Below are 26,032 nucleotides of genomic sequence, written 5' to 3' on the forward strand. Positions count from 1 at the left end.
TCAGTGCGTGGCGATGCACCCGCTGTTGCCATGGCCTGGGTGGCGCCGTAGTTCGTACACCACCTCGCCTGCTTCGCCGCCGGGTGACTGTCTCAAATGGGCTGGGAATACGGTGTCGACATGGCGGAACCCGGCTTTTTCCAGCACGCGGCGCGAGCCGATGTTGGCTGCCATGGTCTGGGCGCGGACGCGGTCAAACCCGGGCGCTTCGAATGCCTGGGCTACCAGGGCAGCAACGCCCTCGGTGGCGAAGCCCTGGCCCCAGGCCCACCGGTGCAGCCGGTACCCGACCTCGGCGGTGCGCAGACCGTCCACCCGTCCGTCATCGAACAGGGCGAACCATCCGATGAAGCGGCCCGTGCTGCGTTCGTGGGCCGCCAGCACCTCCGGCTCGGCGCCGCGCGGCGTGAGGAAATCTGCGTCCGGGCAGCCGGCCTCGGGCACAGACTGGCCGCCATTGAGAAAGCGCATGACTTCGGGGTCGGCTTCCAGCGCCACCAGGTGGTGGCGGTCCGACGGCGTCACAGGGCGCAGGTCCAGGCGCTCGGTACAGCAGCCGCGCGGGTGCAGGGGCGTCATGGCGACGGGGGACTGGTGCGCAGCTCGGCCACCCAGCCACTGCTGCGGCTGGCGGTGTTGTCGCTGTCGGCGCCGATCAGCACGGTGGCAACCTTGGGCAGCTCGCTACGTGGCGTCTGCGCGCCCCGGGGCAGTTCGTCGCCGAAGAGGGTGATGAAGTCCTGCGCTAGATCTCGGCTCTCGGCCACCCACTGACCTGTCGGCGCTTCGCTGCCGCGCAGGCTGATGTAGCGCACGCGCCGGGAGTAGGGGTTGGCGCCTTGCAGGCCGGCGGCGTGGCCGCTGTCCCACACGTAGCAGATGGTGGCAGCGGGCAGGGCTTCGCCACTGACGCTGCGCGCGATGCGCAGCACGGTGCGTTCGACGAAGGGCACGCGTTCCAGCGGGTGATCGAACATGGCGCAGACCTTGAGGGCCGCGTCGTCGCCGGCCTTGGTGGTGAGGTCGGGTGTGGCCGTGCCGCCCGAGAGCGGCTGGTCCAACCGCCAGCGCCACTGCAGGCGCGCGGGCGGCGCGTCCTTGAGGTCGTGCACCAGGCTGCCGTAGGACGAGGCGGTGACCACCTTCACCGCGGGTTGGCCATCGACCTGGCCAGCCTCGATGAGCGTGGGTGGGATCTGGGCCTTCTGTTTCGGGAAACCGACGTAGCGCCAGCCGGAGTGCAGCGCGCCGTCGGGCTGTGTCAGCGGCGGCAGGGTCTGGGCCTGCACACCCGCCAGCGCGCCCGTCAGTACCGTGATGAGTGAGGCTGTGGCCAAGGTGTTCATGTGCGCTTCCAGTCGTGGTACTTCTTCACCCAGGCCAGCAGCCGGTGCGGCTGGTGGGCGCGCTTCCATTCGCCCGCCGCGTATTTGTTGGCCTCGGCCAGCGTGGGGTAGGTGTGGATGGTGCCCAGGATCTTGTTCAGGCCCAGGCCGTGTTTCATGGCCAGCACGTACTCGGCCAGCAGGTCGCCGGCGTGCGTGCCCACGATGGTCACGCCCAGGATGGTGTCCTTGCCTGGCACGGTGAGCACCTTGACAAAGCCGTGTGCCTCGCTGTCTGCGATGGCGCGGTCGAGGTCGTCGATGCCGTACTTCGTGACTTCGTAGGCGATCTTCTTTTCTTTCGCGTCCTGCTCGTTCAGGCCCACGCGCGCGACCTCGGGGTCAATGAAGGTGGCCCAGGGGATGACGCTGTAGTCGGCCTTGAACTTCTTGAAGTCGCCAAACAGGGCGTTCACCGCGGCGTACCAGGCCTGGTGCGCGGCCGTGTGGGTGAACTGGAATGGCCCGGCCACGTCGCCGGCGGCATAGATGTTCGGGTAAATCGTCTGCAGGTATTCGTTGGTCTCGACCGTGCGGTTCGTCGGTATGCCCAGCTCTTCCAGGCCGTATCCCGTGAGCCGCGCCACACGGCCGACGGCGCACAGCAGCTGGTCGAACACGATGCGTTTTTCGGCGCCGCCGTGTTCGACCACCAGCGTCTTCTCGCCGTTCACGAGCTCGCAGCGCAGCGCCTTGTGGCCGGTCAGCACGGCCACGTCATCGGCCTCCAGCGAGGCCTTGGCGAGCGCGGAGACTTCCTCGTCCTCGCGGATCATGATGCGCGGCGCCATCTCCACCTGGGTGACTTGCGCGCCCAGCCGGGCAAAGCTTTGTGCCAGCTCGCAGCCGATCGGGCCGCCGCCCAGCACCACCAGGCGCTTCGGGATCTCGTCGAGCTTCGCGAATTCGTCCCACAGCGTGTCGCTGGTGACGTAGCCGACCTCATCGAGCCCCGGCAGCGGGGGCACGAAGGGCCGGGCGCCGGCGGCGATGACGATGCTGCGTGCGGTGAGTCGCTGGGTGCCCCCGCCGTTCAGCGCGATCTCCACGGTCCACGGATTCACCAGCTTTGCGTAGCCCTGCAGCACCTCCACACCCAGGCCGGTGTAACGCTCCACGCTGTCGTGGGGCTCGATGGCTTTGATGACATCGTGGATGCGCTGCATCACGGCCTTGAAACTGAACGTGGGCGTGGCATCGCTCAGGCCGTAGGTCGAGGCGTGGCGCATCTGGTGCGCCAGCTTGGCGCTCTTGATCAGGGCCTTGCTCGGCACGCAGCCGTAGTTCAGGCAGTCGCCGCCCATCTTGTGCGCCTCGACCAGCGTGACCTTGGCCTTGACCGCGGCGGCGATGTAGGCCGAGACCAGACCGCCCGCCCCCGCGCCGATCACGATCAGGTTGCGGTCGAAGGCCTTGGGGCGCACACCGGCCCACTTCGCATACACCTTGCGCTTCTGCACCGCCTCGACGATCTTGCGTGCGATCAGCGGGAACAGCCCCAGCAGCACGAAGCTGCCCAGCAGGCCGGGGCTGACGATGCCCTTGAGCGATTCGAGCTGGCCCAGCTGCGTGCCCGCGTTCACGTACACCGCCGTGCCGGCCAGCATGCCCAGCTGGCTGACCCAATAAAAGGTCCAGGCCTTCATCTTCGTCAGGCCCATCAACAGGTTGATGACGAAGAAGGGTACGACCGGGATCAGCCGCAGGGTGAACAGGTAGAACGCGCCGTCCTTCTGGATGCCCTTGTCCACCTCGGCCAGACGCTGGCCGAAGCGGCTCTGCACGCTGTCGCGCAGCAGGAAGCGCGCGGTGAGGAAGGCCAGCGTCGCACCGATGCTGGACGCGAACGACACCAGCAGCAGGCCCCAGCCCAGGCCGAAGATGGCGCCGCCGGCCAGCGTGACGATGGTGGCGCCCGGCAGCGAGAGTGCGGTGACGGCCACGTAGATGAGGAAGTAGCCGGCGGCCAGCGCCAGCGGCTGCTGCTCGCGCAGCTCGGCAAAGCGCGTCTGGCTCTGCTTGAGAAAGTCCAGACTGAAGAAGCGGCCGAGGTCGAACGCGAAGAAGGCCACGATGCCGATCAGCACGGCCAGCAGGAGCAGGAGTTTGCGCAGGTTCATGGGATCTCCTCAGGCGCCGTCGCACAGCCGTTGCCAGCCCCAGCCGATGCGCAACGCGGTGGTGATGGCGCACAGCGCAGCGAAGCAGTAGGCGATGGGGCCGAACCACTGTGGCCACAGGCACATCGCGGCGAAGGCGGCGATGGTCTCTGTGGCTTCGGTCAGGCCGCCCAGAAAGTAGAAGCTCTTGCCGGGCAGTGCGGTGTCGGTGAGGCCGCGCTTCTCGGCCAGCGCGGCGAAGGCCAGGAAGCTGCTGCCAGTGCCGATGAAGCTGGCCAGCAGCACGGCGGCGGGCAGGGCGTTGGCCGCTGGGTCGGCGAATGCGAAGCCCAGCGGGATCGTGGCGTAGAACAGGAAGTCCAGTGTGATGTCCAGGAAGCCGCCGCGGTCGGTGGGGGTGGAGGCTCGCGCCACCGCACCGTCCAGTCCGTCGAGCAGGCGCGAGAGCAGCAGCAGCACCAGGCCCGCCACGAACTGCCGCAGACCGATGGCCAGCGCGGCAGCCATGCCAGTGACGAAGCCGGACAGCGTGACCGCATCGGCCCCCACACCCAACCGCGCGAGGATGGCGCCGGCGCGGCGCATGGCCGGTCGCAGGGCCTGCTGGATCGCCTTATCCAGCATGTTGGTGGCACAGGGTGTGCACAGGAGGGGAGGACGGCGTTGCCAAGCAGGGTCTCCAGAGCGGCGGGGGTTGCGCGGTGTGTACCGCTGCGCGAGCTTACCTGCTGGCCGCCGGTGTCAGCCAGCCGTTCACCCGGGGCTTGAGCCAGGCGCAGTCCAGCGACCAGCGGCCCACGCCGTACAAGGCCAGCGCCGCCAGCAGCACGCCCCAGGTGATGTGCTGCTGCAGTGCGGCCGGGGCGATCTCGGCGAGGCTGAGCACCGCCACCACATTGACCACGCTCAAACCCAGCGCGGCAAAGCGCCCGGCCAGGCCCAGCAGCAGCATCACCGGCAGCACCAGCTCGCCCGCGGTGCCCATGACTGCCGCGATACCGGGCGAGAGCAGCGGCACGCGGTATTCCTCGGTGAACAGCAGCAGGGTGGTGTCCCAGTCGCGCAGCTTGGTCAGGCCGGACAGGAAAAACACCTGGGCGAGGTAGGCACGCGCGAGCAGTGCGGCCAGGGGCTGTGCGCCGTCCAGGACGGCGGTGAAGGCGTTCCAGAGGTTCAGGCCGCGCTGCAGCAGGGTCGTGTTCATGGGGTGGTCTCCAGTTGGGTGGCGTGGGTGGTCAGGCGCTGCACGCCGATGACCAGCCCGTCGGTGACTGCGGCGGTCAGCCAGGTTGAAAAGTCGAAGGCCGGCGGTTCGGTGTCGGCGGCGCCGGCCGCATCGAGTGCGCCGGGCAGATCGGCGCCGGCCTGCAGCGCCTGCACCAGCGCCGCGGCCGGCGGGGCGATGGCGTCGATGCGCGGGCGCAGGCCCTGGCGCCACACCTGGGCGTGTTCGCCCACGCCCTCGCGCAGCCGCTGAGCCGCCTCGGCCAGGCTGGGGCTGCTGTGCAGGTGCGCGGTGACCAGGCTGGCGACCGGAAAGCGGCTGCCGATCACAGTGGCGCCTGGGCTGAGCACGAGCGCGAGGCCCTGCGGGTCTTCGCTGGCCAGCCGCGCGAAGCTGGGCAGATCGGGCTCGGCGTCGGTGGCGCTGGCCGCGCGGTGCAGCGCCCACTCGGCGCGCGCCACGTCGCCCAGGTAGGGCGCATTGGACAGTTGGTCGCTCGCCTGCAGGAAGCCGGGCAGGGCGTCGCCCCATTGCGCGAGGTCGCCGCAGCGGGGCGGGTGGGTGTGCCAGAGGTCGCGCGCGAGCAGGTCGAAGTTCTGTTCGCCGAGCATCGCAGCAATCACTGGGTAGGCGGCCCGCAGCACGCGTTCGGCCATCGCATGGCCGTTGCTGCGGTAGGCCGCCAGGCCTCGTACGGACTGGGGATGCCGCACATCGAGCTGCGCGTTCAGGCGCGCGTCGGCTGTTTGTCGGTCGTCGCCGGGGCGCGCAAACAGGGCGTCCAGAAAGAGCTGCTGTTGCTGCGCCAGCGTGAAGGTGTCCCGGGTGTTCATGCGGCGACCGCCTGTGTGTCGGTGGCTGGGGTCAGCACCTGCGCCGCGGCCTCGCGGGCGTGGGCGGCCTCGTCCAGCAGCACGGCCAGTTCAGGCACGTCCGTGTCCCACTCGATCAGGGTGGGCGCGGCGCCGAAGCGGCCGATGGCGTGGCGGTACAGCGCCCAGACCCGCTCGTCCACGCGGCTGCCGTGGTCGTCGATCACGATGTCGCCGCAGTGCCGGTGGCCGGCGAGGTGGATCTCCGCCACATGGTCCGGCGCGATGGCATCCAGCCAGCGCTTGCACGCGTCCATCGGGTCGTCGTGTTCGCCTCGCAGCTGGCCATTGAGGGCGTTGACAAAGATGTTGTTCACGTCGACCAGCAGGCCGCAACCGCTGCGCCGCGCGAGCGTGTTGAGAAACTCGGGTTCGTCCATCTCGGCACCGCGCCACTGAACATAGGCCGATAGGTTCTCCACCGCGATGGGGCGGCGCAGACGGTCCTGCACGTGCTGGACGTTGGCACACATGGCGTCCAGCGCCGCGCGGCTCATCGGCACGGGCAGCAGGTCGGCCGCATGCACCACCGCACCGCTTGCGAAGCTGGCGTGGTCGCTGACCCGGACCGGGTCGATGGCCTGCACCAGCCGCGCCAGCTGGTTGAGATGCGCGGTGTCGATGCCCCGCGCCGAACCCAACGACAGGCCCACACCGTGCAGGCTCACTGGGTGCTGCGCCCGCCCTTCGCACAGCACGGCCAGGGCCGCACCGCCGGGGGCGAAGAAGTTCTCGGAATGAACTTCGAGGAAGTCCAGGGCAGGCTGCTGTTCCAGCAGCGCTGCGTAGTGGGGGTGCCGCCAACCGATGCCCACCTCGGGTGCTGCGGCGTGGGGCCGATGAGCGGGTGCGGTCATGGTGGCGGGCTTTCTCTTGCGACGGGTGGCTGCGGATCAGGATTTCTTCATGCCCATCTTGGCTTCGTCCATGGACATGCCGCCCATGGTCTTGCAGGTGCCCGCGGCGACGTACTTCCATTCGCCCTTGTCGTTGTCTACCTTGGACTGACCGGCGCAGGAGTGCGAGCCAGAGAGGTTGGCGCAGTCGTTCTGGCCCGCCTTGGCGATGCCGAAACACTTTTCCTTGGCCGCGTTCTGGGCCATGGCAGGGCTGGACAGCAGGGCCAGCGACATCAGCGAGGCGGCGGCGGTGGTGATCATGGTGCGTTGATTCATGGAAAAGACTCCTGGTTGGGTTGAGGTTCAACCGCCGGTCTGTTTGGGTGACACCGGGCGGTTGCGTGTCTGTCTGTCGGGCAGCGCGGTTCTTACACGGCATGCCAAAAGAATTTGTCAGAGCAGTTCGGCGATGCGGTCCCAGGCTGCAGCCGGGATGCGTCCGACATAGCGCTCGACCGGGCGACCGCTTTTGTCGATGAGGATCGCCGTGGGCCATTGCGTGGCAGGCCCCAGGCTGTCGACCGTCGATGGATCACCGCTCCAGATGGACGGGAAGCGCTGTGTGATCGGGACGGCGCTGGCCACCAGCTGCTCGTAGTCCAGCCAGTCCTTTCGCCGCGCATCCGCATTCACGCCGATCAGCGAGAAGGCCTGCCCCTGCCAGCCGATCAGATTGGCGCGCAACTCGTGCATCTTGTCGCGGCACACGGCGCAGCCAGTGCGCCAGTGGAAGACCAGCACCACGCGTCCGCGAAGGGCCGACAGGCGGACCGGTCGGCCTTCGGCGTCGCTGCCCTCCAGCCGAACAACAGCCTCGGTGTCGGTCGAGGTCCGTGACCAGGCGGCGCCAGCGAGCATCGCTGCGGGTGTCAGAGCTGTGGCCTGCAGCAGGCGTCGGCGGGTGGTTGCGTGGGTCATAGGGTTTCTCCGGTGTGACCGTTCAGTCGTCACCACGTGCGGGTCCTTACACTCTCCGCGTCTTTCCGTAACCGGACACACCCATGCCCGATTTTCCAACCCAGGTGGCCGAGTGCCGCAACTACCTGCTGCGCTTCGCGCGCCTGCAACTGCGCAACGACGCCTGGGCCGAGGACGCCGTCTCCGAGACCATGCTCGCCGCGCTGGCCCGGCCCCAGGCGTTCGAGGGCCGTTCCCAGATGCGCACCTGGATGGTGGGCATCCTCAAGCACAAGATCATCGACATCCTGCGCCAGCGTCAGCGCGAGGTGACGCTGGACAGCGGCTCGGACGACGACAGCGCCGATCCGCTGGAGCACATGGCCTTCAAGGCCGATGGCCACCACGCCCAGATGCCGGCCGACTGGGGCGATCCCGAGCAGTCGCTGGGCAGCCGCCAGTTCATGGCCGTGCTCAATGCCTGCGCCGAAAAGCTGCCGCCGGTGCAGGGGCGTCTGTTCCTGATGCGCGAATGGCTGGAGCTCTCCAGCGACGAGATCTGTAAGGAACTGGGGCTGACGCCGACCAACCTCTACGTTCAGCTCCATCGGTCCCGCCTGCGACTGCGGGAGTGCCTGGAACTGAACTGGTTTGGACGAGCTCACACGACATGAAAGCCGCTTACCCATTTCGCCGCACCTGCAAGGAGGCCACCGCGCTGATGGTGGCCCGTGAAGACCGCCCGCTGTCCTGGGGAGATCGCGTCGGGCTGCGGCTGCACCTGGCCATGTGCAAGGCCTGTCCTGGCTTCGAACGTCAGATGCTCACCATGCGCAATGCGATGAAGCAGTGGCGCGGCTACACCGAGGACGAGTGACGCGCGCCGCCGGCTCGGCGCGGGTCGGCTTCAGTTCAGCAGGGCCTGCGCGAACTCGCGCGCGCTGAAGGTTTCCAGGTCTTCGAGCTTTTCACCGACGCCGATGAAGTAGATCGGCACCGGCCGCTCGCGCGCGATGGCGCAGACCACGCCGCCCTTGGCCGTGCCGTCCAGCTTGGTGATCACCAGGCCCGTGAGCTGCAGCGCCTCGTCGAAGGCCTTGACCTGCGTCAGCGCGTTCTGGCCGGTGTTGCCATCGATGACCAGCAGCACCTCGTGCGGCGCGGTTCCATCGGCTTTCTGTACCACCCGCTTGATCTTCCTGAGCTCTTCCATCAGGTGCAGCTGCGTCGGCAGGCGGCCGGCCGTGTCCACCAGCACCACGTCGCGGCCGCGCGCCTTGCCGGCGCTCACCGCGTCGAAGCTCACCGCCGCCGGATCGCCGCCTTCCTGGGTCACGATTTCCACGGTGTTGCGGTCGGCCCACACGGCCAGCTGCTCGCGCGCCGCGGCGCGGAAAGTGTCGGCCGCCGCCAGCAGCACGCTGGCGCCTTCGTTGGCCAGGTGCCGCGTGAGCTTGCCGATGGAGGTGGTCTTGCCTGCGCCGTTGACGCCCGCGACCATGATCACGGTGGGTTTGTGCTCGCCGATCACCAGGGGCTTCTGCAGCGGCGCCAGCAGGTCGGCGATGGCGTCGGCCAGCAAGCCCTTGACGGCGGCCGGGTCGGTGGTCTTCGACTCTTTGACGCGGCGCTTGAGATCGGCCAGCAGGTGCTCGGTGGCCTTGACCCCGGTGTCTGCCATCAGCAGCGCGGTCTCGAGCTCTTCATACAGCGCATCGTCGATCTGCGTGCCGGTGAAGACTGTGGCGATGCTCGACCCGGTCTTGCGCAGTCCGGCCTTGAGCTTGTCCAGCCAGCCCTTGCGCTCGGGTGCTGGCGGCGTGGCCGGCGGGCTGACCATGGCGGGCACCGTGGCCTGCGGAGCGACCGGTGCCGCAGGGGCGGGCGCGGCGGCGGGGCCCGGTTCGGGAGCCGGAGCGGGCGCAGGCGGTTTTTTTCTGAAGAACGAGAACATGTTTCAATCTTTGGAATCCACAGGATTCTATGAAACGAGCTTTCTCCTCCCTGATGCGGGGGCTGGTGGTGCTGGCCATGCTCTGGTCCGCCGCCGCGTCCGCCACCGAAGCCGCCCGGACCTACACCCTCTCCAACGGCATGACCCTGATCGTGCAGCCCGACCGGCGGGCGCCTACCGTGGTGCACATGCTCTGGGTTCGTGTGGGCTCCATGGACGAGGTCGATGGCACCTCGGGCGTGGCCCATGTGCTCGAACACATGATGTTCAAGGGCACGCCCAGCCTGGCGCCGGGCGAGTTCTCCCGCCGCGTCGCGGCGCTGGGCGGGCGCGAGAACGCGTTCACCAGCCGCGACGCCACCGCCTACCACCAGCAGGTGCCCGCGCGCCATCTGGAGGCGGTGATGCGGCTGGAGGCCGACCGTTTCGAAAACAACCGCTGGAGCGACGACGAGTTCCGGCGCGAGATCGAGGTGGTCAAGGAGGAGCGGCGCCAGCGCACCGAGGAGTCGCCGCGGGCGCGCATGTTCGAGGCCTTCGGCGCCATGGCCTTGCAGGCCCACCCGTACCGCCGGCCGGTGGTCGGCTGGATGAGCGACCTGGATGCGATGACCCCGCAGGACGTGCGGGACTTCCACCGACGCTGGTATGTGCCGGGCAACGCCGCTGTGGTGGTGGCGGGCGATGTCGAGCCCGATACCGTGCGTGCGCTGGCGGAGTCCATTTACGGCCGCATTCCCGCCCGCGCGCTGCCCGAACGCAAGCCGCGCGACGAACCGCCCCAGAGCGGACAACGGCGCATGGAGTACCGTGCCGCGACCGAACAGGCCATGCTGGCCATGGCCTGGCCCATGCCGCGCCTGAAAGACCCTGGCGCACTCGACGACGAATCGCGCGATGCGCTGGCGCTGATCGTGCTGTCCGCGCTGCTCGACGGCTACAGCGGCGCCCGGCTCGACCGGGCGCTGGTGCAGGGCGCCGCGGGCGACCGGCTGGCCGACAGCGCCGGGTCCGGCTACGGGCCGCTGGGGCGCGGGCCCGCGCAGTTCACGCTGACCGCGGTGCCGGCGGCTGGGGTGGCCGTGGCCGAGGTGGAGAAGGCGCTGCGTGCCGAGTTGGACCGGATCGCGCGCGAGGGCGTGAGCGAGGCCGAACTGCAGCGGGTCAAGACCCAGTGGGCGGCGGGCGAGATCTACAAGCTCGATTCGGTCTACAACCAGGCGCAGGAGCTGGGCACCTGGTGGGTCAACGGGCTCGGCCCCGGCAGCGCGCCGCGGCTGATGGACGCCCTGCGCGGCGTCACGGCCGAACAGGTTCGTTCGGCAGCGCAGCGGCTGTTCCCGGCGGAGCGCCTCAACGTGGCCGTACTGGTGCCTGATCCGTCGCAACGCAGCGCACCGGCCCGGACCGGTCCCCGGCCCGCGCTGGGCCGCCACTGACACCTGGGTGATCCAACAATGAAGAACGTCTTCCGCCTTGTGCTGCTGTGTCTGTTCTGTGCGCCTGCCTGGGCCGTGATTCCGATCCAGCACTGGACCCATGCCAGCGGCGCCCGGGTCTATCTGGTGGCCAGCCCCTCGATTCCGATGCTGGACGTGCAGATCGACTTCGACGGCGGTTCGCGCCGCGATCCCGCCGACCGCGCCGGGCTGGCGAGCGCCACGGCGTCGATGGTGTCGATGGTGTCGGCCGGCGTTGCCGCGCAGGGTGCGCAGCCGGCGCTGGATGAGAACGCGCTCAGCGAGGCCTGGGTCGACCTGGGCGCCCAGCTGAGCGTGAGCGCGGGGCTGGATCGCTTCAGCGTGTCCCTGCGCACACTGACCGAGCCGGATCTGCTGGAGCGCTCCCTGGCGCTCGCAGCCCGCCAGTTGGCCTCGCCGGCGTGGCCCGAGGCCGTCTGGCTGCGCGACCGCCAGCGCTGGCTGGCTGCCCTCAAGGAAGCCGAGACGCGCCCTGGCACCCATGCCGGGCGGGCCTTTGCACAGGCGGTGTACGGCGACCACCCCTACGGCCGCGAGGTCACCGCCACCACGCTGGACGCGATCTCCGTGGGCGACATGCGCGGTTTCTACCGCCGCCATGCAGCCGCTTGCCGGGCACAGATCGTCATGGTGGGGGCGGTCGACCGCACCATGGCCGGTCGCATCGCCGATCGGCTCGTGGCGGCCCTGTCCCCGCACGGTTGTGAGCCCCTGCCCGCGGTGGCCGAGGTCTCGCCCCTGTCGAGCGCCGTCGAGCGGCGCATTCCCTTCGACGCCGCGCAGGCCCAGGTTCTGATCGGCCAGCCGGGCCACCGGCGCAACGACCCCGACTTCTTCCCGCTGTTCGTCGGCAACTACATCCTGGGCGGCGGTGGCTTCGTCTCGCGTCTGACCACGGAAGTGCGTGAAAAGCGGGGGCTGAGCTACAGCGCCTACAGCTACTTCGCGCCCGGCCTGCACGCAGGCGCCTTCCAGCTCGGCCTGAGCACGCGGCCGGACCAGGCGGATCAGGCGGTCCAGGTGGCGCGCGAGGTCGTGCGCCGCTTCGTCGCCGACGGTCCCACCGAGGCGGAGCTGCGGGCTGCCAAGGACTACCTGGTCAACGGCTTCGCCTTGCGCTTCGACAGCAACCGCAAGCTGCTGGACAACGTGGCCAACATCGCCTGGAACGGCCTGCCGCTGGACTACCTGGAGAGTTGGACCCGCCGCGTCGAGGCAGTGACCACGGCTGACATCCGGCGGGCGTTTGCACGGGTGCTGCAGCCCGAGCGCATGGTGACGGTGGTCGTGGGCGCCAAGCCCTGACTGGTTAAGCTCGGCGCATGAACAAAACACCGACACGCGCCGCCGCCCAGGCTGCGCACGAGGTTCGCATCATCGGCGGCCAGTGGAAACGAAGCAAGCTGCCGGTGGCCGACCGGCCTGGCCTGCGGCCCACGCCCTCGCGCGTGCGCGAGACCCTCTTCAACTGGCTGGGCCAGGACCTGAGTGGATGGCGCTGCCTGGACGCGTTCGCGGGCACGGGCGCACTCGGGTTGGAGGCGGGGTCGCGCGGCGCAGCCGAGGTGACGCTGGTGGAGCACGACCCGGTGCTGTGCAAGTCCCTGCAGGCCACTGCACTCCGGCTCAAGGCCGGGACGGTGCGCGTGGAGCGTGGTGACGGCGTGGCCGCGCTGCGCCAGCGGGCCGGGCAGGGGCTGGACCTGGTGTTCCTCGACCCGCCGTTCGGTGACGGCGGCAACGAGGCCTTGTTCAGCACGGCGCTGCGGTCGGCCCGCCAGGCGGTGGCAGAGAACGGTCTGGTTTACCTTGAAGCGCCGCGCACCTGGGGCGATGACGAGCTGGCGCAGATCGGCCTGCAGACGCACCGTCACGGCCGGGCTGGGCAGGTGCACTTCCACCTTCTGCGCCCCTTGCCCCCGCAGTGACAAGCGGCCCGGCGCCCAGCTCCCGCCGGCCCTTGGCCGATAATCCTTGCCATGCCCGAATCCGCCCCTTCCTCTCGCCGCATCGCGGTCTACAGCGGCACCTTCGATCCGCTCACGCTCGGTCATGAAGACGTGGTGCGCCGCGCCGCCGGGCTGTTCGACGAACTGATCCTGGCTGTGGCCATCGCCCACCACAAGAAGACGCGCTTCTCGCTTCAGGAGCGCATGGAGATGGCGGCGGAAGCAATGGCTGGCCTGCCGGTGCGCGTGCTGCCGTTTGACGGGCTCATCATGGAGTTCTGTCGGGAGCAGGGCGCCTGCGCCGTGGTGCGCGGCATCCGCAACATGACCGACTTCGACTACGAGGCCCAGATGGCGGCCATGAACCGCAAGCTGTTGCCGGCGGTGGAAACTGTGTTCCTGCTGCCGCAGGCCGAGTTGCAGTGCATCTCCAGCACCCTGGTGCGCGAGATTTCCACGCTCGGCGGCGATGTGTCGCAGATGGTCAGACCCGGCGTGGCCGACCGGCTGAAGCCACGCCCCCTCCAGGCTTGAGGAGCGCGTCATGGCCCTGATGATCACCGCCGAGTGCATCAACTGCGACGTCTGCGAGCCCGAATGCCCGAACCAAGCGATCTCGATGGGCGAGGACTTCTACCAGATCGATCCCAACCGCTGCACCGAGTGCGTGGGCCATTTCGACGAGCCGCAGTGCGTGCAGGTGTGCCCGGTGGAATGCATCCCGGTCGATCCGGCGCACACCGAAAATCACGAGACGCTGTGGCAGAAGTACCAGCGCCTGCAGGCGGCCGGTCAGTCGCTGGCTTCGCCTGGCCCGGTGGTATTGCCGCCCTCGACGCCCTGAGCGGGCGTCGCCGCCACAGGCTTGGGTGGCTTGGGGCGTGGTGGCTTGCTGGTGTGGATCAGGGCCGTGGCCTTGTCCATCTCACCTGCGATCAGTTGCGGCAGCGCTTTCAGGGCGCGGTCCAGAGACTGCGTGATGGCGATGCGGTCATCCTGTGATGGCTTCTTGAGCACCCAGTTCGCCACTTCGTTTCTGTTGCCCGGGTGGCCGATGCCGATGCGCAGACGCCAGTAGTCCGCACTGCCCAGCTGGGCGTGGATGTCGCGCAGGCCGTTGTGGCCGGCGTGGCCGCCGCCCTTCTTGAGTTTCGCCTCGCCTGGCGGAAGATCCAGCTCGTCGTGCACCACCAGCACTTCTTCAGGCGCGATCTTGAAGAAGCGCGCCAGTGAGGCGACCGACTTGCCCGAGAGGTTCATGTAGGTCTGCGGTTCGACCAGCCAGATACTTTGACCCGCCATATTGGCGCGTGCCACCAGACCGAAGTGCCCGCGCTCCATCTGCAGCGACGTCTTGAGCAGACGCGCTGCCTCGTCCACGAACCAGAAGCCTGCGTTGTGGCGGGTGTCGGCGTATTCGGGGCCAGGATTGCCCAAGCCTGCGATGAGTCGGATCATGGCGTCGGATTATCAGGGGCACCAAAGACAAAGGCCCGCATGGAGCGGGCCTTTGAGAGGGAGACCAAGAATTACTTCTTGCCCTTGCCTTTCTTCTTGTCGTCGGCGGCAGCGACCACCGGAGCGGCCACCACTTCTTCCACCGGCTCAACGACGGTGGCGATGGTGATGTCCTTGCGGCCGTGGGTCACGATCTTCACGCCGGCGGGCAGCTTCAGGTCGCCGGTGTGGATAGTGGCACCCTTTTCGGCGGTGCTGAGGTCGACCTCGATGAATTCCGGCAGCTGCATGGCCAGACATTCGATCTCGATCTCCGTGACGATGTGGTTGACGAGGCACTTGTCGGTCTTGACCGCCGGCGAGTTCTCTTCACCCACGAAGTGGATCGGCACCTTCTTGTGCAGGCGGGTCTTTTCGTCCACGCGCTGGAAGTCCACGTGCAGGACCTGCAGCTTGTAGGGGTGGTACTGCACATCGCGCAGCAGGACCTTCTGGACCTTGCCAGCGAGTTCCATGTCCAGGATGGACGCGTGGAAGGCTTCCTTCTTCAGGGCGTGCCACAGCGCGTTGTGATCGACCTCGATCGTCACGGGCGCGGTGTCACCACCGAAAACGATACCGGGCGCGCGACCGGTGATGCGCAGACGGCGGCTCGCACCCGTACCCTGCTTGGCGCGCTCAAAAGCGACAAATTGCATGACTGACTCCAGTGGAGGGGTTCCGCGACCAGAACGCCTCAGGTTGAAAAAGGCCGCACCCCATGGCACGACCCGGCTTTTGTCGCCTCAGAACAGATTGTCCTGATCGGCGAACAAACTCATGACCGACTCGCCCGAGGCAATGCGCGCGATGGTTTCGGCCATCAGCGGCGCCACGGAGAGTTGGCGAATCTTGGCGCAGGCCTGGGCGGCCTGAGACAGAGGGATGGTGTTGGTTACGACGACTTCGTCCAGAGCAGAGCCCTTGGCGATGCGGTCGATGGCCGGTCCCGAGAAGATGGCGTGCGTGCAGTAGGCGTAGACATGCTTGGCGCCGCGTTCCTTGAGCACCTCAGCGGCTTTGACCAGCGTGCCGGCGGTGTCGATCATGTCGTCCATGATCACGCAGTTGCGGCCATCAATGTCACCGATCACGTGCATCACTTCCGATACGTTGGCCTTGGGGCGGCGCTTGTCGATGATGGCCATGTCGCAGCCGAGTTGTTTCGCCAGCGCACGGGCACGCACCACGCCGCCGACGTCGGGTGAAACCACCAGCAGATCTTCGTAGTTCTTCTGGCGCAGGTCGCCCAGCAGCACCGGGGAGGCGTAGATGTTGTCGACCGGAATGTCGAAGAAGCCCTGGATCTGGTCGGCGTGCAGGTCCATGGTCAGCACGCGGTTCACGCCCACGGTCTGCAGCATGTTGGCCACGACCTTGGCCGAGATCGGCACGCGGCTGGAGCGCGGGCGGCGGTCTTGGCGGGCGTAGCCGAAGTAGGGGATCACAGCCGAAATGCGCGCGGCGGAAGCCCGCTTGAGCGCGTCGACCATGATGATGAGTTCCATCAGGTTCTCATTGGTCGGTGCGCAGGTCGACTGGATCACAAACACATCGCGGGCTCGCACGTTCTGGGTGATCTCGACCGTGACCTCACCGTCAGAGAAGCGACCCACGTTGGCTGACCCAAGCTGGGTGTTGAGATGCTGGGCAATCTCGGCCGCGAGGACCGGGTTGGCATTGCCGGTGAAGATCATGAAATCAGGGGGCTGAACTTGCATGGTATTCCCGGCTGTTTCAACGACCAGTGCGCTGGCCGACAGCGGCGCGGCCGCTGGGTATGTGGTTCAAAAAAAGGGTGGCAGGGGAGGAAGGACTCGAACCCTCGCATGCCGGAATCAAAATCCGGTGCCTTTACCAACTTGGCGACTCCCCTACTCAGGAGGTCTGTAAAGCTTGCGCTCCACAAACACCCGAAAAATGTCGCTGGTCACACATCCGTTGACCGGACTGACTGACCCGATTTTACCCGGGACACCAGTCCAGCAATGGATGTGCATCCATGTTGCTGCATTCACGAACCGTCCAGTCGGCTGGAGCGCCAGAAAGGTCCGTTCCCTGCGGCAGTTGCGCAAACACCGCGGTACCAGAACCGGTCATCCGCCCGTGGAGGCCACGGGACGACAGCCAATCGAGGCATCGCACCACGTCGGGACACAGTGTCTGTGCCACCGGCTGCAGGTCGTTGTGTCCGAAATCCAGAATTCTCTGAAGATCGCAGGCGATGCGGGCATCGCTGTTCAAACGTTCTGCATTGGTGTTTGCAGCAAAGCCTTGGAGTATAGCAGTTTTTGTGTTGCGTTGAAGTTCTGGCGAATTGAAAATTGCGGGTGTCGATGCACCGGTGGGTGGCTTGACCACCACAAAGCGGGCGGAGGGCAGAGACACCAGGGTGAGTTGTTCACCCACGCCCTCGACCCAGGCGTTGTGGCCGCACAAAAAAAACGGAACGTCGGCACCCAGCCGCAAGCCGATTCTGCAGAGTTCGCTCCGGGTCAGCCTGAGCCCCCACAGCCGATTGAGCGCGAGCAGGCAGGTAGCGGCGTCCGACGAACCTCCTCCCATGCCCGCTTCAGCAGGGATGCGCTTGTCCAGACGGATATGGACGCCCAGGGTGCATCCTGTCGCTTCCTGGAGCGCACGGGCAGCGCGGACGCTCAGGTCCTCGGCAGGCAGGCCAGGGACGTTGTCCTCCCTGCTGATCCGGCCGTCCGGGCGGAGCTCAAAGTCCAGAACGTCCATCCAGTCGATCAGCATGAACACCGACTGAAGGAGGTGATAGCCATCGGCGCGGCGGCCAGTGACGTGTAGGAACAGGTTCAGCTTGGCCGGTGCGGGCACACCTTCGAGGCGCTGAAGCGGTTCGGCGTATAGGGTCATGGCTGGAAAACCAGGCGCAGTTCGGCAGTGGGCGACGGTTGAAGTCGGCGCGCGACCACGCGTCCCTCGCTTTGCCGGCTGAGGTCGGCGGTCCAGCCGTCGGCAGCGGCGGCTTGTCCTTGCAACCAGCCGAAGAGAGCGGTCACGGGCAAGGGGGTGCCTCCGATGTCAGCGGTGAGTTCGTCCAGAGAGGCTCGGCGGGTCAGTTGGTTGCCCTGCTTTAGCTCAGCACCCTGAGGTGACCAATGCACCGCTGCCAGCACGGTCCCCAGCGGAGAGGTCAGCTGCAGTTCGCCGGCAGCAGGGGTCCCACGAAGTTCAAATCCGGCGGAATACGATTGCGGTGGCTCGCTGTGGACGGTCAGCGCCATACGACCGCTCCAAGAGGTGACGTCCCGCGGCGCGTCTGATCGGGACGTGGCGCAACCCACCAGCGTCAGTACCGCCGCGCCCAGAAAGGCGAGACACCATCGAGCAAATCGGGTCATGGCTTGACGCGCAGACGCTGAAGGGTGTTTTGCAGCGTCTCGTTGTCGCTGGCCAGCAGCAGCCCCTCGCGCCAGATCTTCATGGCCTTGTCTCGATTGCCGCTGACCCACAGCACCTCGCCGAGGTGGGCAGCGATTTCTGCATCGGGGCGTTTGTCAAAGGCGGCCTGCAGGATTTGCAGGGCGCGAGCGATGTTGCCGTCGCGGAACTCCACCCAGCCCAGGCTGTCCTGGATGTAGGCGTCGTCGGGCGCCATGGACACGGCCTTTTCGATCAGCTGCCTGGCTTCTGCCAGTCGAAGGCCGCGATCGGCCAGGGAGTAGCCCAGTGCGTTGTAGGCGTGGTGGTGGTCTGGCTTGAGTTCGATCACCCGGCGAAACAGGCGCTCCATGTCGTCGATGCGGTTGAGCTTTTCCGCCATCATGGCCTGGTCGTAGATCAGGTCGCTGTCTTTAGGGAACCGGGTGACCGCCTCGCCATAGAGCTGGTAGGCCTGCTCCCATTGCTTGAAGTCCCGCAACAGCTGTGCTTCGGCAGCGAACTTCAGTCGCGCATCCTCGGGGCGCCGTTCGGGGTGGTTGCGCAGCAGCGCACGTGCGCGGTCCATCTGCCCCTGGTGGGCCAGCAGGGAGGCGCGGCGCATCTGCGCAGCCATGACGTCGTCGGCGTTCTCGATCCGGTCCAGCCAGGCGCTGGCTGCTTGGAAGTCTTTTTGCTGTTCGGCGATCTGGGCCATCAACAGATAGGCCTGCGTCAGACCGCGCGCGGCTCGCTCGTCGCCGGACTGGCGTGCCAGGCCCATGTAGGTCTGCAGGGACTGCGTGGCGGCAGGCAGGCGCTTGTCCTGCACCTGCAGCGCAGCCAGCAGCAGCCAGGGTTCCATGGCCTCGGGCTGGAGGCGGGTCAGGTTTTCCAGCAGGCTGCGCGCTTCAGCGTGGCGCTGAAGATCGAACAGGATACGGGCGTAACCCAGTGCCACCGGGGCCGGACTGCCCGCCACCGGTGGGCTGGCTTTCAGCTGGCCACGAACCACGGATTCCGCTGCGGTCTGCCCGCGCTCCATGAGGTCCAGGGCGAGTAGGGCGGGAAATGGGGAAGCCGGGTCGGCGGCATGCCCGCTTCGCGCGGATGTCAGCGCCTGGGTGGGCTGGTTGTTGCCCAGTTCCATGGAACCGATGGTGGTCCATGCCGCCGCGGCGTGCGTTCCCTGTTTGATCACTGAGGCAAGGGCTTCGCGCACCACCTGAAGGGCGGCAGCCTTGTCCGCCACCCGCCCGTAGATGCGGGGAATGCCATTGATGGCGTCGTTGCGGGATGCTGCAGGGGCCTGGTCGAGCAGGCGGCGCAGAACGGGACCGGTCTCACCCACGCGGTTGAGCGCCAGCAGAATCTCGAGTTCGAAGCGGTCTGCTTCGGGTGAAACCGGGATGGCCTGCGACCATGCGCGCGCCGCCGCCAGCGCCGCGTCACCCGAGCGGGCCTGAAGGGCGATCTCCACGGCTCGGCGGAACAGGTCGGGGTCGTTTTGCTTGCGGGCAGCATCCAGAATCAGCGAGTAGCCGGTACCGGGCTCGCCGGAGGAAACGTTGAGTTCCCCCAGCAACAGCTGATAGAACAATGGTGCAGAAAGCGTGGAGTTGGCGGCCGGGGGCTCTGCCGGTGGATTCTCCTGGGCCAGCGCCAGGGTCGGCAGACTCGCCAGGAGGCCGAGAAACAGCACGGCTTGTTGTATTGTCCGGGCGCTCCGACGTTGCGGGCTGCGGTGGCTGCGGTCGGGCGGAGTGTTCATCGAGCTCATGATAATGGAAGGGTCCAGGTCGGCAGGTCTGGGATTCCGGTGCCCGGTCGGGCGTTCCCTTCATCGTCAGAAATCACCAAGCGATGCCTGAATTGCCCGAGGTCGAGGTCACCCGTCGCAGCTTTGCGGACCGTATCGCGGGTGCGGAGATCCGGGGTGCGCTGATGGGCAAACCCCTGCGCTGGCCCCTGGGGGCAGACCCCGCCACACTGACCGGCCGCCATGTCCTGGCGGTCGGGCGTCGCGGGAAGTACCTGCTGATTCATCTGGATAAAGGGGTGCTGCTTGTCCATCTGGGCATGTCTGGCAGCCTTCAGTTCTCCAACGAGCTGCCTGAGCGGGGTGTTCATGATCATTTCGAGCTCCAGACCTCCCGGGGCGTGCTGCGTCTGCACGACCCCCGGCGGTTCGGTGCCGTGGTGCTGGTCGACTCGACGGAGGATCCACGGGCCCGCAAGCTGCTGGACGGACTAGGGGTCGAGCCTCTGGAGCACGGGTTCGAGCCGGTCGGGTTTCGCATGGCCTTGCAACAGCGGCGGGCCAGCATCAAACAGGTGCTGCTGGCCGGTGATGTGGTGGTCGGCGTGGGCAATATCTACGCGTCCGAGGCGTTGTTCATGGCCGGCATTCGCCCGACGGTGCGCGCCGACCGGCTGAGCCGCCCGCGCGCGACCCGCCTGCACGGGGCGATCGTTCAAGTGCTTCAGCGCGCTCTGGCGCTGGGGGGCAGCACATTGCGCGATTTTTCCAGCGCAGACGGCCAGAGCGGCTACTTTCAGATGGATGCCATGGTCTACGGTCGGGAGGGACTGCCCTGCAGGGCCTGCGGCACGCCGATACAGCAGCTGCGCCAGGGACAACGCTCGACCTATTTCTGTCCCCGGTGCCAGAAGCCGTAAGCGGGACGGGGTGCGATGCTATATTGAACGGGTTCACTCCCCCACCGGCCCATGAGCTTCAACCAGGAATTCGACGACCACGGCGTCTGGCGCAGACAGTTTGCTCTGCGTCTCAAGCTCATGTCGGAATGGCTTCAGGACCACGAGCTGCTGGAGGCCGGAGTTCGCGAGCGGCTGGACCAGCTGCATGCGCAGGTCCGCAACGACAAGATCATGGTCGCGTTCGTGGCCGAATTCTCGCGGGGCAAGTCCGAGCTGATCAACGCCGTGTTCTTCGCTGGCTACGGGCGCCGGATCATGCCGGCCAGTGCGGGACGCACCACCATGTGCCCCACCGAGCTGGGCTACGACTCCGAGGTGCCGCCCTGCCTGCGCCTGTTGCCGATTGAGACGCGGTTGCAGTCCAAATCTCTGCTGGACTGGCGCAACGCGCCGGACAAGTGGGAGCGGGTCGATCTGGATGTCAACGATCCCCAGCAGCTGGCTCGCGCCATCCAGAAGGTGGCCGAGGTGCGACGGGTGACCCGTTCGGAAGCGACCGCGCTGGGCTTCTGGAACGACGAGCTGCCGGACGACAACCCGGTGATGGGCTCCGACGGGATGATCGAGGTGCCCAAGTGGCGGCATGCGCTGATCAACATGGCCCACCCGCTGCTCAAGCAGGGGCTGGTGATTCTGGACACGCCGGGGCTGAACGCGATCGGGGCCGAGCCTGAGCTGACCGTGAGCCTGCTGCCCCAGGCACATGCCGTGGTGTTCATTCTTGGGGCGGACACTGGCGTGACCAAGTCGGACCTCGCCATCTGGCGCCAGCACATCGCCGGGCTCCCAGAAGGCCAGGCCAGCCGGCTGGTGGTGCTCAACAAGATCGACACGATGTGGGACGCGCTGAGTACCCCCGAGCAGGTGCAGCTGCAGATCGCAGCCCAGCGCACCGAGTCGGCCGACGTGCTGGGTCTGTCGCCTATGCAGGTGATCGCGGTGTCCGCACAGAAAGGGTTGCTGGCCAAGGTCAGCCGAGACGAACGCCTGCTGCAGGCGAGCAACCTGATGGAACTGGAAACCGCGCTGGGTGTCGACCTGCTGGGACAGCGTCGCCGGATTCTGGGCGCGGCGGTGGCGAGTGCGATGCAGGCACTGCGCCAGGAGACCGGACGCCTGGTACACACCCGCGCCCGCGACCTGGTCGAGCAGGTCCAGGAGCTCGAAGGCCTGCGCGGCAAAAACGCCGGTGTGATCAAGCAGATGCGGCTGCGCATCGAGCAAGAGCAGGCCGAGTTTGACGCCAGTGGCGCCAAGATCCAGGCCGTGCGTTCGGTGCACTTGAGACTGCTCAAGGACCTGTTCTCGCTGCTCGGGCACTCGCATCTCAAGTCGCGGGTGACCGAACTGGCGCGTGCTCTCAAGCAGCCCGGCATCAAGCTGGGTGTGCGCCGCGCCTACGGTCATACCTTCGAGCAGCTGCGGGCCGACCTTCTGAAGGCAGACCAGCTCGCGTCCGAAATCCAGTCGATGCTCGAAGGCAGTTTCAAGGGGCTCAACGCCGAGTACGGCTTCTCCCTGCAGCCGCCCACGCCGCCGCAGCTTCAGCAGTACCTGAAAGACCTGGAACTCATCGAAAAGAGCCACCTGCAGTACCTCAGCCTGGGCAACGCACTGCGGCTGGCCCAGCCCGAGTTTGGCGAGCGACTGGCGCGAGCGCTGATGAGCCGTTTGCGCGTGGTCTATGACACGGCGGTCAACGCGGTGGAACTGTGGAACAAGTCGGCCGCGGCCCAGCTGGATGCCCAGCTGCGCGAGCGCCGACGCAACTTCAGTCGCCGCATCGAAGCCGTGTCGCGCATCCAGCAGGCTGCGAGCGGGCTGGACGAGCGTATTCGTGAGCTGCAGTCCCAGCAGGCCGAGCTCAACCTGGTCGACGCCAAGCTGGTGGAGCTGACAGGTCAGTTGCTGGATTCTCCCGAAGCAGTCCCGGCCGAAGCGGTCGAGGCATGAAGATCCCCGGCTCCGTCAGCGCCGGATTTGCGCCGGCCCTGGTGCATTGGCAGCGTCGGGATGGGCGGCACGGCCTGCCCTGGCAGGGCACCCGCGATCCCTATCGCGTGTGGTTGTCCGAAATCATGTTGCAGCAGACCCAGGTGAGCACCGTCCTGGGCTACTACCAACGATTCCTGGACCGGTTTCCCGATGTGCATGCCCTTGCCTCGGCGTCTGAGGACGAGGTGATGTCCCTCTGGAGTGGGCTGGGGTACTACAGCCGGGCCCGTAACCTGCACCGTTGTGCGCGCACCGTGGTATCGGAGCATGGGGGGCTGTTTCCCTCCATGTCGTCGGTGTTGGCCACCCTGCCCGGGATTGGCGACTCCACTGCGGCTGCGATCGCGGCTTTCTGTCACGGCGAACGGGTGTCCATCGCCGATGGCAACGTGCGCCGTGTGCTCAGTCGCCTGCTGGCCTTCGAGGGGGATCTCTCGCAAGCCCGTGCCCAGCGGGAGCTGTGGCAACTGGCCCAGTCGCTGCTGCCCGAGCACCCTTCGGCGGACGACATGGTGGCCTACACCCAGGGCCTCATGGACCTCGGGGCTGGCGTGTGCACGCTGCGGCAGCCCGCCTGCGAACGGTGCCCGGTGGCCGGGCTGTGCGAGGCCCGCCGGGCGGGCGCCACCGACCGGTACCCGGTGAAGACCAGGCGGGTCGCCCGGCGTCACGAGAGCTGGTGGCTGCTGATATTGCGCAAGCGCGTGGGGGAGCAGTCGGTCGTCTGGCTGGAGCGGCGGCCGCCACGAGGCATCTGGGCGGGCCTGCACTGTGTGCCGGTGGCCGGTGATGAGGCCCAGGCGCTGTCAGCGGCCGGTGACCACGCGGGGGCGGCCCGGCACCTGCCTGCGCAGGCCCATGCGCTCACCCATCGAGAGCTGCGACTGCATCCCGTGTTGGTCGATCTGGTGGCGGACGCCGCGGACCCGGCGATCCCGGATGGTCGGTGGGTGCCGACGGACCAACTGGGCGACGTTGGTCTGCCTGCGCCGGTTCGAAGCCTGCTGCTGCAGCTGCCGGACTGACGCTCGCTCAGGGGCTCGCGGAGGCGGACCGGGCAGGGGGTGTGGGCCAGCCATCGATCTCGCGGTGGCGCAAGCGTGTGGACCAGGCGCTTGAAAAGGCCTTGGCCAGGCGCTCCACGAGGTACACCGACCGGTGCTGGCCGCCCGTGCACCCGATGGCCACGGTGACATAGCTGCGGTGGTCGTTCAGCATGTGCGGCAGCCAGTGGCGCAGGAAGGTGTCGATCTGCTCCTGCATCACCCCCACCTCGTCATGGCGCGCCAGGAAGGCCGCCACGGGCTCGTCCCGCCCCGTGAGTGGGCGCAGGTCGGGTTCGTAGTGCGGGTTGGGCAGCATGCGCACGTCAAACACGAAGTCGGCGTCCATGGGAATGCCACGCTTGAAGGCGAAGGACTCGAACACCAAGGTGAGCGGCGCCTGCTGGGCGCCGATGAGTTCCTTGATGTGGCTGCGCAACTGCGCTGGGCGGATCAGGCTGGTGTCGAGCACCTGGGCGCGGTCGCGCAGCTCCGACAGCAGTTCGCGCTCGTATTCGATGGCGTCCGTGAGCGCCCGGTGTTCGTCGTTCGACGGCTTGAGCGACAACGGGTGGCGGCGGCGGGTCTCGGAGAAGCGCCGCACCAGCGTGTCCGTGGTGGCGTCGAGGAAGACCGTGGTGAGGTGGACATCCTGTCCGGGCTGGTGGCGGATCTCGGCCAGCCGCGCGGGCAGGCCAGGCAGCGATGCGGCGCTGCGCACATCCATCGCGATCGCCACCTTGCTGGCTCGGTGGCTCTGCTCCAGCGCGATGAACGAGGCCAGCAGCTCCGGCGGCAGGTTGTCGACGCAGTAGTAGCCCAGGTCTTCCAGGGCGGTCAGGGCGATCGACTTGCCCGATCCGGACATGCCGGTGATCAGCACCAGCTCGATCGGCTTGAGGAGTTGGGCGGGGTCCGGCGTGTTCATGTGGTCAGCAGTTCGCGTGCGTGCGCCAGCGAGACTTCCGAACGGTCGTTGCCGCCGAGCATGCGCGCCAGTTCGCTCACGCGCTGTTCGTGGGTGATCTGGGTGACGGTGCTGTGCGTGATCGAGCCGCTCTGGCGCTTGCTCACAAGCAGGTGGTGGTCTCCACACGCGGCCACCTGGGGCAGGTGGGTCACGGCGAGCACCTGACGGTCGCGACCGAGCTGGCGCAGAAGCTGCCCGACGGTGTGCGCCACGGCCCCCCCGATGCCCGAGTCGACCTCGTCGAAGATGAGGGTCGGGGCCTGTCCCAGCTGGCTGGTGACCACCGAGATCGCCAGAGCGATGCGTGATAGTTCGCCGCCCGAGGCCACCTTGCCGACCGGTCGTGGGCTCACGCCCGCGTGGCCTGCGACCAGGAACTCGACCTGCTCCCAGCCGTGCGCCTGGGGTTCGTCCAGTTTCTGAAGACCCACCTCGAAACGCCCTCCCTGCATGCCCAGGGTCTGCATGGCGTCGGTGACCGCCCGCGACAGCTTGGGCGCCGCCTGCCGGCGCAGCTTCGCCAGGCGCTTGATTTCAAGCTCGAATGAGTCCCATGCCTTGCGTTCCGCCGCGCGCAGGGCGTCCAGGTCCATGGCCTGGTCGATGCTTTCGAGCTCCTGTTTCCAGCCCGCGAGCAGCTCGGCCAGTTCTTCGGGCGGCCGGCGGTAGCGGCGGGCCAGCGACATCCATTGGGACAGGCGCTGATCGAGTGCCTCCAGCCTCGAGGGGTCCAGTTCGGTGTGGCGTGTGTAGTGGTGCAGGCTGTGCACCGTGTCCTGCACCTGGGCCAGGGCCGCCTGCAGCGCTTCGATGGCGTCGTTGAAAGCGGGCTCCAGGTGGGCCTGGGCCTGCAGCGCGGACAGCGCCCGGTGAATCAGCGACGCGGCGCTGCTGTCCTCGTCGTCCAGCGCTGCGGCGGCGTCGCGTGCGGCGTCCATCAGGCCTTGCGCATTGGCCAGGCGGCTGTGCTGCGCGTTGATGTCTTCCCACTCGCCGGGTTGTGGCTGCAATTTGTCGAGCTCCCCGATCTGCCAGGCCAGTCGCTCGCTTTCCTGCTGCAGCGTGTTCTGGCGCTGGGTCGCACTCTCCAGTGCCTTTCGGGCCTGGCGCCAGCCGGCCCAGAGCGTGGACGCCGTCGAGGTGTCCACGCCGCCGTAAGCGTCTAGCAGACCCCGCACGGCTTCGGCGCGCGTCAGGCTTTGCCAGGCGTGTTGGCCGTGGATATCGACCAGGTGATCTGCCAGGGCCTTGAGCTGGGCCATCGTGGCCGCACTGCCATTGATCCAGCCGCGGCTGCGTCCTTCGGTGTCGACGGTGCGGCGCAGCAGCAGGCTGTCTTCGGTCGCAGCAATGCCCTGTTCATCCAGCCAGGGGCGCAGGGTAGAGGGCAGGTCGAATTCCGCAGCGATCTCGCAGCGCGTGGCGCCCTCTCGCACCACGCCGCTGTCGGCGCGGGCCCCGAGCGCCAGCTGCAAGGCGTCGATGAGGATGGATTTGCCGGCACCGGTCTCGCCGGTGAGCACGTTGAAGCCCTGGTCCAGATCGAGATCCAGCGAGGGCACGATGACGAAGTCACGCAAGACGATGCGTCGGAGGCTCATGGCTTCGGAACAAACGAAGGGAAGGCGGCTATTTTG

At 67.4% G+C, this 26,032-nt stretch carries 28 protein-coding genes and 1 tRNA gene; 10 read left to right on the forward strand and 19 right to left on the reverse strand.

Going from position 1 to position 26,032, the window contains the following annotated elements:
- The 9 genes from ACFOPI_RS04015 to ACFOPI_RS04055 all read right to left on the reverse strand — a co-directional run bounded on the left by ACFOPI_RS04015 (position 1) and on the right by ACFOPI_RS04055 (position 7,419).
- Positions 1-579, reverse strand: a complete 579-nt coding sequence (locus tag ACFOPI_RS04015) for a GNAT family N-acetyltransferase (protein ID WP_382171139.1) — start codon at positions 577-579, stop codon at positions 1-3.
- Positions 576-1,346: a DUF3047 domain-containing protein gene (locus ACFOPI_RS04020; protein WP_382171142.1), complete on the reverse strand. Its 771-nt coding sequence runs from the start codon at positions 1,344-1,346 to the stop codon at positions 576-578. Before ACFOPI_RS04020 ends, ACFOPI_RS04015 begins: the two co-directional genes overlap by 4 nt.
- Positions 1,343-3,505 carry an FAD-dependent oxidoreductase gene (locus ACFOPI_RS04025; protein ID WP_382171145.1) on the reverse strand — a complete coding sequence of 721 codons (2,163 nt, stop codon included), beginning with the start codon at positions 3,503-3,505 and terminating at the stop codon, positions 1,343-1,345. Before ACFOPI_RS04025 ends, ACFOPI_RS04020 begins: the two co-directional genes overlap by 4 nt.
- A 9-nt stretch (positions 3,506-3,514) precedes the next feature.
- Positions 3,515-4,129 carry a CDP-alcohol phosphatidyltransferase family protein gene (locus tag ACFOPI_RS04030; protein WP_382171148.1) on the reverse strand — a complete coding sequence of 205 codons (615 nt, stop codon included), beginning with the start codon at positions 4,127-4,129 and terminating at the stop codon, positions 3,515-3,517.
- A gap of 97 nt (positions 4,130-4,226) precedes the next feature.
- On the reverse strand, positions 4,227-4,709 hold the full coding sequence (locus ACFOPI_RS04035) for a DoxX family protein (protein WP_382171150.1): 483 nt from the start codon (positions 4,707-4,709) through the stop codon (positions 4,227-4,229).
- The gene (locus ACFOPI_RS04040; RefSeq protein ID WP_382171153.1) at positions 4,706-5,563 is read right to left on the reverse strand and encodes an HvfC/BufC family peptide modification chaperone; all 858 of its coding nucleotides are present in this window, start codon (positions 5,561-5,563) and stop codon (positions 4,706-4,708) included. Before ACFOPI_RS04040 ends, ACFOPI_RS04035 begins: the two co-directional genes overlap by 4 nt.
- Positions 5,560-6,459: an MNIO family bufferin maturase gene (gene bufB / locus ACFOPI_RS04045; RefSeq protein WP_382171155.1), complete on the reverse strand. Its 900-nt coding sequence runs from the start codon at positions 6,457-6,459 to the stop codon at positions 5,560-5,562. Before bufB ends, ACFOPI_RS04040 begins: the two co-directional genes overlap by 4 nt.
- Before the next feature lie 36 nt (positions 6,460-6,495).
- Positions 6,496-6,777: a BufA1 family periplasmic bufferin-type metallophore gene (locus tag ACFOPI_RS04050; RefSeq protein ID WP_382171157.1), complete on the reverse strand. Its 282-nt coding sequence runs from the start codon at positions 6,775-6,777 to the stop codon at positions 6,496-6,498.
- 117 nt (positions 6,778-6,894) lie between these two features.
- Positions 6,895-7,419, reverse strand: a complete 525-nt coding sequence (locus ACFOPI_RS04055) for a TlpA family protein disulfide reductase (protein WP_382171159.1) — start codon at positions 7,417-7,419, stop codon at positions 6,895-6,897.
- 83 nt (positions 7,420-7,502) lie between these two features.
- Between ACFOPI_RS04055 and ACFOPI_RS04060 the strand changes: the two genes are divergently transcribed.
- Positions 7,503-8,072 (forward strand): sigma-70 family RNA polymerase sigma factor, encoded by a 570-nt coding sequence (locus ACFOPI_RS04060; protein WP_382171162.1) that lies wholly within the window; start codon positions 7,503-7,505, stop codon positions 8,070-8,072.
- A complete protein-coding gene (locus ACFOPI_RS04065) occupies positions 8,069-8,275 on the forward strand; it encodes a zf-HC2 domain-containing protein (RefSeq protein WP_382171165.1) in 207 nt (68 codons plus the stop codon). The genes ACFOPI_RS04060 and ACFOPI_RS04065 overlap by 4 nt, the downstream gene beginning before the upstream one ends.
- A gap of 30 nt (positions 8,276-8,305) precedes the next feature.
- Here ACFOPI_RS04065 and ftsY read toward each other — a convergent pair whose 3' ends face one another.
- Positions 8,306-9,352, reverse strand: a complete 1,047-nt coding sequence (gene ftsY, locus ACFOPI_RS04070; protein WP_382171168.1) for a signal recognition particle-docking protein FtsY — start codon at positions 9,350-9,352, stop codon at positions 8,306-8,308.
- Positions 9,353-9,381: 29 nt separating this feature from the next.
- On the opposite strand from ftsY, the gene ACFOPI_RS04075 reads away from it, so the two are divergent.
- The 5 genes from ACFOPI_RS04075 to ACFOPI_RS04095 are packed head-to-tail and all read left to right on the forward strand — an operon-like array spanning position 9,382 to position 13,626.
- Positions 9,382-10,791, forward strand: a complete 1,410-nt coding sequence (locus ACFOPI_RS04075) for a M16 family metallopeptidase (protein WP_382171170.1) — start codon at positions 9,382-9,384, stop codon at positions 10,789-10,791.
- An 18-nt stretch (positions 10,792-10,809) separates the two neighbouring features.
- Positions 10,810-12,138: a M16 family metallopeptidase gene (locus ACFOPI_RS04080; RefSeq protein ID WP_382171173.1), complete on the forward strand. Its 1,329-nt coding sequence runs from the start codon at positions 10,810-10,812 to the stop codon at positions 12,136-12,138.
- 17 nt (positions 12,139-12,155) lie between these two features.
- On the forward strand, positions 12,156-12,761 hold the full coding sequence (gene rsmD / locus ACFOPI_RS04085; RefSeq protein WP_382171176.1) for a 16S rRNA (guanine(966)-N(2))-methyltransferase RsmD: 606 nt from the start codon (positions 12,156-12,158) through the stop codon (positions 12,759-12,761).
- Between the two features lie 51 nt (positions 12,762-12,812).
- Positions 12,813-13,316 (forward strand): pantetheine-phosphate adenylyltransferase, encoded by a 504-nt coding sequence (gene coaD, locus ACFOPI_RS04090; protein WP_382171179.1) that lies wholly within the window; start codon positions 12,813-12,815, stop codon positions 13,314-13,316.
- A 10-nt stretch (positions 13,317-13,326) separates the two neighbouring features.
- Entirely contained in the window at positions 13,327-13,626 is a 300-nt protein-coding gene (locus tag ACFOPI_RS04095) for a YfhL family 4Fe-4S dicluster ferredoxin (RefSeq protein WP_382171181.1), read from the forward strand.
- Here ACFOPI_RS04095 and pth read toward each other — a convergent pair.
- The 7 genes from pth to ACFOPI_RS04130 form a co-directional block, all read right to left on the reverse strand.
- Positions 13,575-14,240: an aminoacyl-tRNA hydrolase gene (gene pth / locus ACFOPI_RS04100; RefSeq protein WP_382171184.1), complete on the reverse strand. Its 666-nt coding sequence runs from the start codon at positions 14,238-14,240 to the stop codon at positions 13,575-13,577. The two genes, ACFOPI_RS04095 and pth, sit on opposite strands and share 52 nt — an antisense overlap.
- A gap of 71 nt (positions 14,241-14,311) precedes the next feature.
- The gene (locus tag ACFOPI_RS04105) at positions 14,312-14,938 is read right to left on the reverse strand and encodes a 50S ribosomal protein L25/general stress protein Ctc (protein WP_382171187.1); all 627 of its coding nucleotides are present in this window, start codon (positions 14,936-14,938) and stop codon (positions 14,312-14,314) included.
- Positions 14,939-15,025: 87 nt separating this feature from the next.
- The gene (locus ACFOPI_RS04110) at positions 15,026-16,000 is read right to left on the reverse strand and encodes a ribose-phosphate pyrophosphokinase (protein ID WP_066255280.1); all 975 of its coding nucleotides are present in this window, start codon (positions 15,998-16,000) and stop codon (positions 15,026-15,028) included.
- Between the two features lie 78 nt (positions 16,001-16,078).
- Positions 16,079-16,155: transfer RNA gene (locus tag ACFOPI_RS04115), tRNA-Gln, on the reverse strand.
- An 89-nt stretch (positions 16,156-16,244) separates the two neighbouring features.
- On the reverse strand, positions 16,245-17,159 hold the full coding sequence (gene ispE / locus ACFOPI_RS04120; RefSeq protein ID WP_382171190.1) for a 4-(cytidine 5'-diphospho)-2-C-methyl-D-erythritol kinase: 915 nt from the start codon (positions 17,157-17,159) through the stop codon (positions 16,245-16,247).
- Positions 17,156-17,530 carry a lipoprotein insertase outer membrane protein LolB gene (locus ACFOPI_RS04125; protein ID WP_382171193.1) on the reverse strand — a complete coding sequence of 125 codons (375 nt, stop codon included), beginning with the start codon at positions 17,528-17,530 and terminating at the stop codon, positions 17,156-17,158. The genes ispE and ACFOPI_RS04125 overlap by 4 nt, the downstream gene beginning before the upstream one ends.
- A 113-nt stretch (positions 17,531-17,643) precedes the next feature.
- On the reverse strand, positions 17,644-19,368 hold the full coding sequence (locus ACFOPI_RS04130) for a tetratricopeptide repeat protein (protein ID WP_382171196.1): 1,725 nt from the start codon (positions 19,366-19,368) through the stop codon (positions 17,644-17,646).
- Between the two features lie 161 nt (positions 19,369-19,529).
- Here ACFOPI_RS04130 and mutM point away from each other — a divergent pair, with 161 nt between their 5' ends.
- The 3 genes from mutM to mutY are packed head-to-tail and all read left to right on the forward strand — an operon-like array spanning position 19,530 to position 23,407.
- Entirely contained in the window at positions 19,530-20,345 is an 816-nt protein-coding gene (mutM, locus tag ACFOPI_RS04135; RefSeq protein ID WP_382171198.1) for a bifunctional DNA-formamidopyrimidine glycosylase/DNA-(apurinic or apyrimidinic site) lyase, read from the forward strand.
- A gap of 51 nt (positions 20,346-20,396) precedes the next feature.
- A complete protein-coding gene (locus ACFOPI_RS04140; RefSeq protein ID WP_382171200.1) occupies positions 20,397-22,340 on the forward strand; it encodes a dynamin family protein in 1,944 nt (647 codons plus the stop codon).
- On the forward strand, positions 22,337-23,407 hold the full coding sequence (gene mutY / locus ACFOPI_RS04145; RefSeq protein ID WP_382171203.1) for an A/G-specific adenine glycosylase: 1,071 nt from the start codon (positions 22,337-22,339) through the stop codon (positions 23,405-23,407). The genes ACFOPI_RS04140 and mutY overlap by 4 nt, the downstream gene beginning before the upstream one ends.
- A 7-nt stretch (positions 23,408-23,414) precedes the next feature.
- Here mutY and rapZ read toward each other — a convergent pair whose 3' ends face one another.
- Both rapZ and recN read right to left on the reverse strand, forming a co-directional pair.
- Positions 23,415-24,353 (reverse strand): RNase adapter RapZ, encoded by a 939-nt coding sequence (rapZ, locus tag ACFOPI_RS04150; RefSeq protein WP_382171206.1) that lies wholly within the window; start codon positions 24,351-24,353, stop codon positions 23,415-23,417.
- A complete protein-coding gene (gene recN / locus ACFOPI_RS04155; RefSeq protein ID WP_382171208.1) occupies positions 24,350-25,996 on the reverse strand; it encodes a DNA repair protein RecN in 1,647 nt (548 codons plus the stop codon). The genes rapZ and recN overlap by 4 nt, the downstream gene beginning before the upstream one ends.
- Between the last annotated feature and the right edge of the window lie 36 nt (positions 25,997-26,032).

Origin of the sequence: Hydrogenophaga luteola (assembly GCF_042648585.1) — a bacterium.
Taxonomy (GTDB): Bacteria; Pseudomonadota; Gammaproteobacteria; order Burkholderiales; family Burkholderiaceae_C; genus Hydrogenophaga; species Hydrogenophaga luteola.